The 12,865-nt window shown below is 49.0% G+C and carries 13 protein-coding genes; 1 reads left to right on the top strand and 12 read right to left on the bottom strand.

The features are described from left to right. Positions 1–10: 10 nt before the first annotated feature. The 7 genes from hscA to trmJ form a co-directional block, all read right to left on the bottom strand. Complete coding sequence (hscA, locus tag G7083_RS09170) at positions 11–1,861, bottom strand: Fe-S protein assembly chaperone HscA (RefSeq protein ID WP_166014490.1); 1,851 nt, start codon at positions 1,859–1,861, stop codon at positions 11–13. Positions 1,862–1,884: 23 nt separating this feature from the next. Further along, positions 1,885–2,400 carry a co-chaperone HscB gene (hscB, locus tag G7083_RS09165; protein ID WP_166014489.1) on the bottom strand — a complete coding sequence of 172 codons (516 nt, stop codon included), beginning with the start codon at positions 2,398–2,400 and terminating at the stop codon, positions 1,885–1,887. A 48-nt stretch (positions 2,401–2,448) separates the two neighbouring features. Next, the gene (iscA, locus tag G7083_RS09160; protein WP_166014488.1) at positions 2,449–2,772 is read right to left on the bottom strand and encodes an iron-sulfur cluster assembly protein IscA; all 324 of its coding nucleotides are present in this window, start codon (positions 2,770–2,772) and stop codon (positions 2,449–2,451) included. 70 nt (positions 2,773–2,842) lie between these two features. Next, a complete protein-coding gene (gene iscU, locus G7083_RS09155; RefSeq protein ID WP_166014487.1) occupies positions 2,843–3,226 on the bottom strand; it encodes a Fe-S cluster assembly scaffold IscU in 384 nt (127 codons plus the stop codon). Positions 3,227–3,262: 36 nt separating this feature from the next. Next, positions 3,263–4,477, bottom strand: a complete 1,215-nt coding sequence (locus G7083_RS09150; protein WP_166014486.1) for an IscS subfamily cysteine desulfurase — start codon at positions 4,475–4,477, stop codon at positions 3,263–3,265. Positions 4,478–4,503: 26 nt separating this feature from the next. Next, a complete protein-coding gene (gene iscR, locus G7083_RS09145) occupies positions 4,504–5,025 on the bottom strand; it encodes a Fe-S cluster assembly transcriptional regulator IscR (RefSeq protein ID WP_166014485.1) in 522 nt (173 codons plus the stop codon). Positions 5,026–5,172: 147 nt separating this feature from the next. Continuing rightward, positions 5,173–5,904: a tRNA (cytosine(32)/uridine(32)-2'-O)-methyltransferase TrmJ gene (gene trmJ / locus G7083_RS09140; RefSeq protein ID WP_166015026.1), complete on the bottom strand. Its 732-nt coding sequence runs from the start codon at positions 5,902–5,904 to the stop codon at positions 5,173–5,175. Positions 5,905–6,084: 180 nt separating this feature from the next. On the opposite strand from trmJ, the gene suhB reads away from it, so the two are divergent. Continuing rightward, a complete protein-coding gene (gene suhB / locus G7083_RS09135) occupies positions 6,085–6,888 on the top strand; it encodes an inositol-1-monophosphatase (RefSeq protein ID WP_166014484.1) in 804 nt (267 codons plus the stop codon). 199 nt (positions 6,889–7,087) lie between these two features. Here suhB and secF read toward each other — a convergent pair whose 3' ends face one another. The 5 genes from secF to queA form a co-directional block, all read right to left on the bottom strand. Further along, positions 7,088–8,035, bottom strand: a complete 948-nt coding sequence (gene secF / locus G7083_RS09130) for a protein translocase subunit SecF (RefSeq protein ID WP_166014483.1) — start codon at positions 8,033–8,035, stop codon at positions 7,088–7,090. Between the two features lie 14 nt (positions 8,036–8,049). After that, on the bottom strand, positions 8,050–9,903 hold the full coding sequence (gene secD / locus G7083_RS09125; protein ID WP_166014482.1) for a protein translocase subunit SecD: 1,854 nt from the start codon (positions 9,901–9,903) through the stop codon (positions 8,050–8,052). A 21-nt stretch (positions 9,904–9,924) separates the two neighbouring features. Continuing rightward, on the bottom strand, positions 9,925–10,257 hold the full coding sequence (gene yajC / locus G7083_RS09120) for a preprotein translocase subunit YajC (protein ID WP_166014481.1): 333 nt from the start codon (positions 10,255–10,257) through the stop codon (positions 9,925–9,927). Between the two features lie 104 nt (positions 10,258–10,361). Continuing rightward, positions 10,362–11,501 (bottom strand): tRNA guanosine(34) transglycosylase Tgt, encoded by a 1,140-nt coding sequence (tgt, locus tag G7083_RS09115; RefSeq protein ID WP_166014480.1) that lies wholly within the window; start codon positions 11,499–11,501, stop codon positions 10,362–10,364. 193 nt (positions 11,502–11,694) lie between these two features. Continuing rightward, positions 11,695–12,753 carry a tRNA preQ1(34) S-adenosylmethionine ribosyltransferase-isomerase QueA gene (queA, locus tag G7083_RS09110; protein ID WP_166014479.1) on the bottom strand — a complete coding sequence of 353 codons (1,059 nt, stop codon included), beginning with the start codon at positions 12,751–12,753 and terminating at the stop codon, positions 11,695–11,697. Positions 12,754–12,865: the final 112 nt, after the last annotated feature.

The following is a 12,865-nucleotide window of genomic DNA, read 5'->3' as shown; positions in this document are numbered from 1 at the left end:
GGTTGTCTCTTCAAATCTCATCAACAGAGTGGCCAGCCAGTGCGCGACGAATCGATTTATCCATTCGTTTTGACGCAAAATCCTGACTCGCTTTATCGGTGTCTTTTATTCCTTGCTCAATCGCATCGGCATTGTCGCCATTGCGTAACTCAATCAAGCGTTCAATGGTCTGTAGTAATGTTTGGCGCTCTTGCTCAGTCAGTAGCTCATCACCATCTTCTTGTAACGCAGCCAGTATACCTTCAATAACCCGATCCGCTTCTACGCGCTGCTCGGCCAGTGCTCGGCTCAGCATATCTTGCTTGGCGTAGGCCATCGAATCTTTCAGCATCTGAGTCACTTCATCATCGCTTAAACCATAAGACGGTTTAACCTGAATTTGTGCCTGCACGGCGGTGCTTTTTTCCAGTGCGGTGACCGACAGTAAACCATCCGCATCAACTTGATAGGTGACGCGAATGTGCGCAGCTCCCGCTGCCATCGGAGGAATACCTTTGAGTGAAAAACGCGCCAGAGAGCGGCAATCATCGACCATTTCGCGCTCACCTTGCACCACATGTACACTCATCGCGGTTTGTCCATCTTTAAAGGTGGTAAACTCTTGCGCGCGCGCCACAGGAATGGTGGTATTGCGAGGAATGATTTTCTCGACTAAACCGCCCATGGTTTCAATCCCTAACGAAAGTGGGATCACATCGAGCAGCAGCATTTCCGCATCCGGCTTATTACCGACCAGAATATCAGCCTGAATCGCCGCGCCAATCGCCACCACTTGATCAGGGTTAATGCTGGTCAGCGGGGTACGACCAAAAAACTCACCCACTTGTTCGCGCACCAGTGGGGTGCGGGTTGAACCACCGACCATCACCACTTCCAGCACTTCATCCGCCGTCACTCCAGCATCTTTTAATGCGCGGCGACAGGCGAGTAAGGTCTTTTTCAGCAATGGGCTAATTAAACTGGCTAGCTGCTCACGGGTAAACGTCCCTTGCCAACCGAGTACTTTGACTTGCGCCGTCATCTGTTCGGTCAAATCAATTTTAGCTTGGCTGGCGGCATTAATCAGTGCGCGCTGCTGCTGCGCGGTTAAGTTGTTCAGCCCGATCTGCGTTTGCAGGTGCTGAGCAATCAGCTGATCAAAATCATCTCCACCGAGTGCAGAATCACCACCGGTCGCCAACACTTCAAATACGCCGCGTGACAAACGCAAAATCGAAATATCGAAAGTACCGCCACCGAGATCGTATACCGCGATCACCCCTTCTTGGCCCGAATCTAAGCCATAAGCAATTGCTGCTGCGGTCGGCTCATTGAGTAAACGCAGCACATGCAAGCCCGCTAATCCTGCTGCATCTTTGGTGGCAACGCGCTGTGCATCATCAAAATAGGCCGGCACAGTGATCACAACCCCAGCTAAATCACCGCCTAACGTCGCCGTCGCACGCTCAGCTAACGCACGCAAAATATCCGCCGAGATCTGAATCGGGTTTTTGTCACCTTGCGCAGTTTGCACAATCGGCAAGCCCTTTTCGCTGGCTTTAAAACGATAAGGCAGATGTGGATAGCGCTGATTGATGTCTTGCAGTGAACGCCCAAGCAGACGTTTAACCGAAATCACCGTGTTGTGTGGATCGGTTTCGGCTTGCTGACGAGCAGCATCACCGACCAAAGTTTGCTCGGCGCCATAGTTGACCACGGATGGGAGAATACTCTGCCCTTGGTCATCGACCAAGGTACTCGCCGTGCCACTGCGTACCGTCGCCACTAACGAGTTGGTGGTGCCTAAATCAATCCCTACCGCCAATTTATGCTGGTGGGGTGCCGAACTTTGACCCGGCTCTGCAATCTGAAGTAATGCCATCAGTTGTTCCTTTGAATCTTGAATTAGCCAAGCAGTTGGTCTTCGACGCGTTCTACTTCATGTTTGAGTTTGGCTATAAATTTGAGCTTTCTGACTTGATCGGCCGCCGCCGGCCACTCAGCGTGGCTCAATAAATCTTGTAACTGGGTCAGATAAGCACGCTGCATGGTGCTCACCTTACGCTCAAAGCCGAGCAATGCGGCTTCAGGATCCGCGAGTGACGCCAGCGATTCCAACTCTTCACGCAGCTCCATCTGCTCCATTAGGAACAGCGGATCTTGCAGGGTTTGCTGCTCGGCATTCATCGCTATACCTTGCAGCGACAAAAGATATTCGGCACGCTGTAGCGGATCTTTGAGCGTTTGATAAGCATCGTTGATCTGCGCGGCTTGTTGTACTGAGAGCAGTCGATCTCGTTCAGAAGCGTTGGCAAAATTATCCGGATGGAAGCGTTTTTGCAGCATTCTAAACTGGGAAGAAAGAAGGCTACCATCCAGTTCAAACTGGATCGGCAGCCCAAATAATTCAAAATAATTCATATTGTTCGCGGTCCTGTGGTCGAGAGCGGTCTCGCTGGCCAGTTACCGTTAAACGTTGAAGCTTTCACCACAACCGCATTCACTTTTGACATTCGGGTTGTTAAATTCAAAACCTTCGTTTAACCCTTCTTTCTTATAATCCAGTTGGGTGCCATCTAAGTAGACCATGCTTTTGGTGTCAATGATCACCTTAACCCCATGGCTTTCAAAGACATGATCTTCTTGGTTAAGATCGTCAACGAATTCGAGCACATACGCCATTCCTGAGCAGCCAGTGGTCTTGACACCAAGACGTAAACCGATGCCTTTTCCACGATTATCCAGAAAAGTTTTAACTCGGTTTGCTGCGCTTTCGCTAAGAGTGACGGCCATACTTCAACCTTAATGATTTTAATCAATGAACAAGTGGGAGTTATTAGAATAACTCCCTAATAACAATAAATTAGTGCTGATGCTTTTTCTTGTAATCCGCTACCGCGGCTTTGATCGCATCTTCGGCAAGGATCGAGCAGTGAATTTTCACTGGTGGCAGTTCAAGTTCTTCCGCAATTTCGCTGTTTTTGATCGCTGCCGCTTGATCAATACTCTTGCCTTTCACCCATTCAGTCACTAGCGAGCTAGAAGCAATCGCACTGCCACAGCCGTAAGTTTTGAATTTCGCATCTTCAATGATGCCTTCCGGGGAGACTTTGATCTGCAAACGCATCACGTCACCACACGCCGGTGCACCAACCATGCCACTGCCGACAGAAGGATCTTCTTTATCAAATGACCCAACGTTACGTGGGTTCTCGTAATGGTCAATGACCTTTTCGCTGTATGCCATGTTCGTTACCTCGAATCCTGTATAACCTTGGAATGATTAGTGGTGTGCCCACTCAACCGTGTTGAGATCCACACCTTCTTTGTACATATCCCACAGGGGTGACATGTCACGCAATTTATCCACCGCAACCCGAATTAACTCAATCGCGTAGTCGATATCCGCTTCCGTGGTAAAACGGCCAAAAGAGAAACGAATTGAGCTGTGTGCCAATTCATCGTTTAGACCTAAAGCACGCAATACATAAGAAGGCTCAAGGCTGGCCGATGTGCAAGCACTGCCTGACGACACGGCCAGATCTTTCAGTGCCATCAGCAGAGATTCACCTTCTACAAACGCAAAACTGACGTTGAGATTATGTGGTACACGCTGATCCAGATCACCGTTAATGGTCACAGCTTCCATATCTTTGATGCCGGCCAGCAAACGCTCGCGTAGCGCCAGTGCATGCTGATAATCGTGCTGCAACTCATCTTTCGCAATGCGGAACGCTTCGCCCATCCCAACAATTTGGTGGGTTGGCAAAGTGCCTGAACGGAAACCACGCTCATGACCACCGCCGTGCATTTGCGCCTCTAAACGGATGCGTGGCTTACGGCGTACATACAAAGCACCGATACCTTTCGGACCATAAATTTTGTGGGCAGACAGGGAAATCAGATCGACTTTCATCTCTTGTACATCAATCGCCACTTTACCCGCCGATTGTGCGGCATCAACATGAAACACCACTTTGCGCGCACGGCACAGTTCGCCAATCGCGGCGATATCTTGGATCACGCCAATTTCATTATTGACATGCATGATCGAGACTAAAATGGTGTCATCGCGCATCGCGGCTTCCAATTTAGCCAGATCAATCAAGCCATTGCTTTCTGGATCAAGATAAGTCACTTCAAAGCCTTCACGCTCCAATTGGCGCATGGTATCCAGCACCGCTTTGTGCTCGGTCTTGCTGGTAATAATGTGCTTGCCTTGCTTGTTATAAAAGTGAGCGACACCTTTGATTGCAAGGTTATCCGATTCAGTGGCTCCCGATGTGAAGACAATTTCACGAGGGTCAGCATTAAGCAGGGCCGCAATTTGTTCACGCGCAGTATCAACGGCTTCTTCTGCCTGCCAGCCATAACGGTGCGAGCGCGAAGCTGGGTTACCGAAGGTACCATCCATCGTCATGTACTGAACCATTTTCTCAGCCACGCGCGGATCAACCGGGCATGTTGCTGAATAATCTAGATAAATAGGCAGTTTCATTTTCTACTCCAGTGTAAAGCTTGCCGCTATGAGCGAGCATTAATACCAAAAGGTGCCGCAGCGCAGGTGGCTGGATTTGAGTTATTGTGTGCAACCCTTTGGTTGACCGCAAGATGCAGATCTTGCCGATCGGAAACTTCGAGAATTTCGTTATCCACCATCAGCTCGCCGAGCGTGATGTTGTTAAGAAAATCGCTAATGCGTGAACTCAAATCACGCCACAGTGTGTGAGTCAAACAACGAGTACCGCCCTGACAATCACCTTTGCCACTGCATTTTGTGGCGTCAACCGATTCATCGACTGCGGCAATCACAGTTCCAATCGCAATCGCGTATGAGTCCATACCGAGTCGATAACCGCCACCAGGGCCGCGCACACTCGCGACTAAACCTGCTTTACGTAGCTTAGAAAACAATTGCTCTAAGTACGAGAGAGAAATGCCTTGCCGTTCAGAAATATCGGCCAACGGTACCGGATTTTGTTGCGAATGCAGAGCCACATCTAACATGGCGGTTACCGCATATCTTCCTTTCGATGTCAGTCTCATAATCACCATCTCGACACTGTTTATATGGCAAGAAGTGTTCCATACCCGACTCTTTGGGTCAAGTATTTATTTGACTAATTCAGTCAGGTATTCATCCCTAGCAACTATAGGCTTATTCCGTCTATAGACTTATTACTTTTTATAGACTTACTGCTTCGCTGCGAGTGATTTTTGCACAGCGGTTAAAATACCACGCAACATATTGATTTCTTGAGCTTCCGGACGAGCACGAGTAAACATGCGGCGCAGTTTATTCATCACCTGCCCCGGCTGCTGGGCCGAAATAAATTCGGTTTGGGTGATGACCGTTTGCAAATGCTGATAGAAACGCTCCAGCTCTTGATGATGCGGATAGGCGGATTCTACCTGATGTGGATCTTGGTTCGGCTTGAGCGCTAACCACGCCATACGCAGCTCATAGCTCAGCAATTGCACCGCCATCGCGATATTGAGTGAGCTGTATTCTGGATTGGCAGGAACACAAACATGGTAATGACAGCGTTGCAGCTCATCATTGGTTAAGCCTGTACGCTCTCGGCCAAAAACCACTGCCACCGAATGGTGCTCGGCTTCGGCGATCAATTTTTCTGCACACTGCCGCGGCTCTAAGATTGGCCATTCCAATGTACGCGAGCGCGCACTGGTGCCAACCACTAGCCCACAATCGGCCACGGCTGCTTCAAGGGTTGGGTAAATCTCAGCATTGAGTGCGATTTCGCTGGCGCCAGCGGCCAAGGCAATCGCTTGAGCATCGACCTGACATTGCGGATCGACTAATACCATGCGGCTTAAGCCCATTACTTTCATCGCCCGAGCAGCTGAACCGATATTTCCAGAGTGAGAAGTGCCGACCAATACGACTTTTACGCGATCTAACATCATTTGCCCAAAGTACTCCCAATAAAGCCGCCGGATATTATCATAAAGCAGATTAAAATGGTCAGACCGTTTGCGGCAATAGACAACCAAACGCACAAAAAATAACCACTTCCTTTTTCGATTGGTTTTGGTATACTGCCGGCCGCTTTTTCGTTCTTTAACATCCGTTGGGAAACTCGTATGCATCCAATGCTTAATATCGCTATTCGCGCCGCGCGAAAAGCAGGTAACCATATTGCCAAATCTCTGGAAAACGTAGAGAAAATTCAATCGACCCAGAAAGGGACTAACGACTTTGTCACTAACGTCGACAAAGAAGCGGAAGCGATTATCATTGCAACCATCAAAAGCTCTTATCCTGAGCACTGCATCATTGCAGAAGAAGGCGGCCTTATCGAAGGCAAAGATAAAGAAGTACAATGGATCATCGACCCACTGGATGGCACTACTAACTTTGTCAAAGGTTTCCCACACTTCGCGGTTTCTATTGCTGTACGCTTTAGAGGCAAAACCGAAGTGGCTTGTGTTTACGACCCAATGACCAATGAACTGTTCACCGCACAACGTGGTTCAGGTGCTCAGCTCAACAATGCGCGTATTCGTGTTCAGCCACTGAAAGATCTACAAGGCGCAGTACTGGCAACCGGTTTCCCATTCAAACAAAAACAGCACTCAGAATCGTTCATCAAAATCGTCTCTGCTATGTTTATTGAATGTGCTGATTTCCGTCGCACCGGTTCAGCCGCATTAGATTTATGCTACTTAGCCGCCAACCGCGTTGATGGTTATTTCGAACTCGGCCTAAAACCTTGGGATATGGCAGCAGGTGAACTTATCGCTCGTGAAGCAGGCGCCATCGTGACTGACTTTGCTGGTGGCACTGATTATATGCAATCAGGCAACATCGTGGCCTCTAGCCCACGTGGTGTAAAAGCCATTTTGCAACACATCCGTGAAAACGGTAACAGCGCGATCTTGAAATAAGATCGGCTCTACGACAGTATATATCGCCCTGCCATAATGGCAGGGCTTTTTTTTTGTCCCGGTTTACCTTTCAAACTAAAAAAACTAGCATGCAAATCCAAGCGCTAGTGTAACAAGGGGCAATCACTGGCGCGCAAGCCGTTGGATAAAAAAACCGCTGCCAAGGCAACGGTTTTTGAGAAGAAAAAGCCAATCAAAACTAAGATAATTCATCCAACTCAGCACCCTCTTTCTCCACTTGTGGTGGGAGTAAGTGCTCACGAGTGATACCAAGTTTCAGCGCTAATGCCGAGGCCACATAAATCGAAGAGTAAGTCCCGACCGTGATCCCGAGCAGCAAAGCCAAGGCAAAACCGTGGATCATCGCACCGCCTTGAGTAAACAGTGCAATCACCACAAACAGCGTAGTACCTGAAGTGATCAGGGTTCGACTTAAGGTTTGGGTCACCGAACTATTCATGATCTCAGCGGGTGACTCTTTACGCATCTTACGGAAGTTTTCCCGGATCCGGTCAAACACCACGATAGTATCGTTAAGCGAATAACCAACCACCGTGAGCAATGCCGCAACAATGGTCAGGTCCACTTCGATCTGTAACAGCGAGAAAATACCGAGGGTGATGATCACATCGTGCGCCAGTGCCAACACCGCTCCTGCCGCCAGTCGCCATTCAAAGCGCACCGAAACGTAGAGCAAAATACACAGCAAAGAGACCAAAATCGCCAAACCACCCGCTTCGGTTAATTCATCTCCGACATTAGGACCAACGAATTCGATACGGCGCATTTCAACATTGACGCCCGTGCCTTGTTGGATAGCAGCTAGGATTTGATTACCGAGCATTTCGCCGGTCATCGCCTCACGTGGGCGCAAGCGCACCATCACATCACGCGCTGAACCAAAATTTTGCACAGTGGCATCGCCAAAACCTTGCGCGGCCAACGCACTGCGGATCTGCTCTAAATTGGCTGGCGGTTCAAAGCCAACTTCAATCAAGGTTCCGCCAGTGAAATCTAGGCCCCAGTTCAGCCATTTGGTCGACAGTGTAAACATCGATGCGCCGATCATCACCAACGACAATACGAAGGCAAATTTTGACCAACGCATGAAGTCGATCATTTTATCTGCTTTTAGGATTTGAAACATAACTGACCCCAGCCTCAGATCGACAGCTTGTGAATACGCTTACCGCCATACACCAGATTCACGATACAACGTGTTCCGATAATCGCAGTAAACATAGAAGTTAAAATACCAATCGATAGCGTGACCGCGAAGCCTTTGATCGCCCCAGTTCCCACTGCAAACAAAATAATCGCGGTGATCAAGGTGGTGATATTGGCATCAGCAATGGTGCTAAAGGCGTTGGCATAACCGTGATGAATGGCCTGCTGTGGATTTTTCCCATCGCGCAACTCTTCACGAATACGCTCAAAGATCAATACGTTAGCATCAACCGCCATACCAATCGTCAACACAATACCGGCAATACCCGGCAAAGTCATCGTCGCCCCTGGGATCATCGACATCACGCCAATAATTAGCACAATGTTCACCATCAGCGCCACGTTGGCAATAACGCCAAATTTGCGATAGTAAAGCAGAGTGAACAACATCACCGCGACCATGCCCCAAATACAGGCTTGGATCCCCATATCGATATTTTGCTGGCCCATTGATGGACCAATGGTACGCTCTTCAACAATCGAGATCGGCGCAATCAGTGCACCAGCACGCAGTAACAGTGCTAAGTTGTACGCTTCAGTTGGAGAATCAATGCCGGTGATGCGGAAATTACGTCCCAAGGCCGATTGAATCGTCGCTTGGTTAATCACCTCTTCATGCTTGATCAGCAGCACCTTGCCTTCCGGTGAACGCTTACCGCTGTCTTTGTATTCCGCAAAAACGGTTGCCATCAATTTGCCGATGTTCTTTTTCGAGAACGCGGCCATTTTGTTACCACCTTCGCTATCGAGCGAAATGTTCACCTGCGGACGGCCATATTCGTCGGCACTTGAGCTGGCATCGGTAATGCTTGAACCACCGAGAATCACGCGTTTTTTCAACACCACAGGGCGACCATTGCGATCCAGCTTAATTTCGCTACCCGCTGGAACGCGTCCTGCCGCTGCAGCCGCAAGATCAGCGCTGTCATCAACTTCACGAAATTCCAGAGTAGCCGTCGCACCTAAGATCTCTTTGGCACGTGCGGTATCTTGCACACCAGGCAGTTCAACCACTATCCGTGCTGCACCTTGTCGCTGCACCAGTGGCTCCGCGACGCCCAGTTCATTGACTCGATTACGTAAGATCGTGATATTTTGCTCGACCGCGTAATTGCGAATTTCCTGTAAGCGAGCTTCTGTAAACTTAGCCAATAGCACAAAACGGCCATTAGTTTCTGTCGTCGTAAACGTCATATCACGATGTTTTGACTCCAAAAACGACTTAGTTTGCGCAAGCTGCTGCGCATCACGCAAGGTCACTTCCACCGCATCAGATAAGGGCCGGATCGCACGGTAACGAATTTTTTCATCACGCAAATCACTGCGGAAAGACTCTTCTTGCTGGTTGACCAGCTTTTCCATCGCCGCGTCCATATCCACTTCCATCAGGAAGTGCACACCACCACGCAAATCAAGGCCGAGCTTCATTGGTGCAGCACCAATTGATTCAAGCCAATCAGGGGTAGCCGGCGCAAGGTTTAATGCCACGATTTTATCTTGGCCTAGCGCTTCGCTGATAATATCTCGGGCGCTAAGTTGAGTGTCGGTATCATTGAAACGGACCAAGACTGAGCCATTTTCAAGAGCAATCGACTTTTGGGAGAGATGCGCTTTATCGAGCGCAGTGGTGACAGCATCCAGCGTTGACATATCAACAGAGGCGCCACGCGCCCCTGTAATTTGAATAGCTGGATCTTCACCGTAAAGATTTGGAAGTGCATACAAAGCTGCAATCGCGATGGTCAACACCACCAGCAGATACTTCCACAATGGATAACGGTTTAGCACAGCGAGGATCCTATGGCTGTTTTAAAGAGATTTCAGCGTACCTTTTGGCAGTACAGCAGTCACGAAGTCCTTCTTAATCACCACTTCATTATTGGTATTCAACTCGATAGTGATGTAAGCATTGTCTTCCGCAATCTTAGTGATACGACCAACCAAACCGCCGCTGGTCAGCACTTCATCACCTTTGGTCATGGCTGACATCAGGTTTTTGTGCTCTTTAACGCGTTTAGCTTGTGGGCGGTAGATCATGAAGTAGAAGATCACCGCGAACATGCCAAGCATGATCAGCATTTCAAAACCGCCACCTGGTGCGGCACCTTCGCCTGCGGCATGGGCTACAGAAATTAAACTCATTGAGAAACGTCCTCTAAATTATTGTTGTTTAATGTTGATTGTATTGGGATGCCCGGAGTTGAATTCAACCCGCTGAATGCAAAAATCCAACCCAGAGCACTAAATTAAGCCAGATCTTTTTGCAGTGGTGGCACTTCGCGGTTACGACGCGCGTAGAACTCTGTCACAAATTGATCAAAACGGTCTTCGTCAATCGCCGTGCGAATGCTCTCCATCAAGCGTTGATAGTAACGCAGGTTATGGATCGTATTCAGACGAGCACCGAGGATTTCGTTACAACGATCCAAATGGTGCAGATATGACTTGGTATAATTTCGGCAAGTGTAACAGTCACACTGCGGATCGAGAGGCGTTGTATCGGTTTTATGTGCTGCATTACGGATCTTGATCACACCGCCAGTCACAAATAGGTGACCATTACGCGCATTACGAGTTGGCATAACACAGTCAAACATGTCGATACCACGACGCACACCTTCCACCAGATCTTCCGGCTTACCGACGCCCATCAAGTAACGAGGCTTGTCTTCTGGCAGTTGTGGGCAAGTATGCTCCAAAACTCGGTGCATATCTGGCTTAGGTTCACCAACCGCAAGTCCACCGACTGCGTAACCGTCAAAGCCAATCTCAGTCAGGCCTTTGACCGAAATATCACGCAAGTCTTCATACACGCCACCCTGCACAATACCAAACAGGCTGTTCGGGTTTTCCAGCTTATCGAAGTGATCCCGTGAGCGCTGAGCCCAACGCAGCGACATTTCCATCGATTTTTTCGCTTCATCATGAGTCGCTGGGTATGGGGTACATTCATCAAAAATCATCACGATGTCAGAGCCGAGATCTTTTTGGATTTCCATTGATTTTTCGGCATCCATAAAGATTTTGTCACCGTTGACCGGGTTACGAAAATGCACTCCCTCTTCAGTGATTTTACGAATATCGCCTAAACTGAACACTTGAAAACCGCCTGAGTCGGTCAAAATCGGACCTTGCCAGTTCATAAAATCGTGCAGATCGCCGTGCATTTTCATCACTTCTTGGCCTGGGCGTAACCACAGGTGGAAAGTGTTACCGAGCAGAATTTCGGCCCCAGTCTCTTTCACTTCTTCTGGGGTCATCCCTTTCACGGTGCCGTAAGTACCCACTGGCATAAACGCTGGGGTTTGTACTGTGCCGCGTTCAAAGGTCAGTTGACCACGTCGCGCATTACCGTTTTTCTTTTTCAGTTCAAATGTTAATTTCACTCAGCCTCCAATGTCAGAGAAACAGTCTGACCGTCTACAATCCAAGCCTTGCACTATGGCATAAGGCGGTTTGAGGAGCGGGCGCGGCTCCCTGCGCAAAAGGTGTATACCTTTTCTGGCTACTGCCAGCACTCATTTTGATCATCCCTTTCCGATAGTCGCGACCCAGCTAGTCACCACATCGTTGGGGACATTACGCTTTAGTCGTCTGTTTGCGAATAAACATCGCATCGCCATAACTAAAGAAACGATAACCTTGCTGCACAGCATGTTGATAAGCATCCATGGTGTGCTGATAACCGGCAAAGGCACTCACCAACATAATCAACGTCGATTCGGGTAAGTGGAAATTGGTGATCAAGCAATCCACCAACTGGTATTGATAACCAGGGAAGATGAAGATTTGTGTATCACCAAAGAAAGGTTTAAATTCGGTTCCTTGCTGCAGTGCAGCTTGCGCGGCACTTTCCAGTGAACGCACCGAGGTAGTGCCGACCGCAATAATTCGTCCACCACGCGCTTTGGTCGCCGCAATCGCATCAACGACCGGTTGTGGCACTTCTACGTATTCCGCATGCATATGGTGATCGTGAACATTTTCCACGCGTACCGGCTGGAAAGTCCCCGCTCCGACATGCAAAGTCACATAGGCTAGCTCAACCCCTTTAGCTTGAATTTGCTCAAGCAGCGCGTTATCAAAATGCAACCCTGCGGTTGGTGCAGCCACCGCGCCCGGTTTTTGGTTATACACGGTTTGATAACGCTCTTTATCGGTCGCTTCATCTGGGCGATCAATGTAAGGCGGCAGCGGCATATGGCCGATTTGATTGAGAATATCCAATACCACTGTTTGTGCGCTAAAACGGATTTCAAACAAAGCATCGTGACGCGCCTGCATCACCGCATGAAATTCATCATGCTCGCCTAAATAGAGTTCCGTACCCGGCTTTGGCGGTTTTGATGAACGCACGTGCGCCAAAATCGTGTGTTGATCGAGCACTCGCTCCACCAACACTTCCAATTTACCGCCGCTGGCTTTACGACCAAACATACGCGCAGGGATCACTCGCGTGTTGTTAAACACCAACAGATCGCCCGCTTGCACCAGATCAAGAATATCTTTAAAGGTGCCATCGGTCAGTTGACCACTATTGCCGTCCAGTTGTAGTAGGCGGCTGGCAGTACGCTCTGCTTTAGGGTAGCGAGCAATCAGCTCGTCTGGGAGTTCAAAGTGAAAATCTGAAACTTGCATGGCTCTTTCTTGATTAAGTGGTCAGGATCATCGCCCGATTTCGCGGCGCGCCAGTATATACCGAACTGCCATCAAGATACAGGAATGCTGTGGTGATGCCGCCATCGCAAGG

The sequence above is a fragment of the Vibrio sp. HDW18 genome (assembly GCF_011306175.1).
In the GTDB taxonomy this organism is placed as follows: domain Bacteria; phylum Pseudomonadota; class Gammaproteobacteria; order Enterobacterales; family Vibrionaceae; genus Vibrio; species Vibrio chanodichtyis.
Note: the sequence above shows the minus strand (reverse complement) of the source record. Positions and strands in the feature narration are given on the sequence as shown.

What these genes read in the sequence shown, in the direction of transcription:
- iscR (WP_166014485.1), bottom strand. Translation starts at nt 5,025, where the DNA reads ATGAGACTGACATCGAAAGGAAGATATGCGGTAACCGCCATGTTAGAT.
- iscA (WP_166014488.1), bottom strand. Translation starts at nt 2,772, where the DNA reads ATGGCCGTCACTCTTAGCGAAAGCGCAGCAAACCGAGTTAAAACTTTT.
- trmJ (WP_166015026.1), bottom strand. Translation starts at nt 5,904, where the DNA reads ATGTTAGATCGCGTAAAAGTCGTATTGGTCGGCACTTCTCACTCTGGA.
- queA (WP_166014479.1), bottom strand. Translation starts at nt 12,753, where the DNA reads ATGCAAGTTTCAGATTTTCACTTTGAACTCCCAGACGAGCTGATTGCT.
- suhB (WP_166014484.1), top strand. Translation starts at nt 6,085, where the DNA reads ATGCATCCAATGCTTAATATCGCTATTCGCGCCGCGCGAAAAGCAGGT.
- hscB (WP_166014489.1), bottom strand. Translation starts at nt 2,400, where the DNA reads ATGAATTATTTTGAATTATTTGGGCTGCCGATCCAGTTTGAACTGGAT.
- hscA (WP_166014490.1), bottom strand. Translation starts at nt 1,861, where the DNA reads ATGGCATTACTTCAGATTGCAGAGCCGGGTCAAAGTTCGGCACCCCAC.
- G7083_RS09150 (WP_166014486.1), bottom strand. Translation starts at nt 4,477, where the DNA reads ATGAAACTGCCTATTTATCTAGATTATTCAGCAACATGCCCGGTTGAT.
- iscU (WP_166014487.1), bottom strand. Translation starts at nt 3,226, where the DNA reads ATGGCATACAGCGAAAAGGTCATTGACCATTACGAGAACCCACGTAAC.
- secF (WP_166014483.1), bottom strand. Translation starts at nt 8,035, where the DNA reads ATGTTTCAAATCCTAAAAGCAGATAAAATGATCGACTTCATGCGTTGG.
- yajC (WP_166014481.1), bottom strand. Translation starts at nt 10,257, where the DNA reads ATGAGTTTAATTTCTGTAGCCCATGCCGCAGGCGAAGGTGCCGCACCA.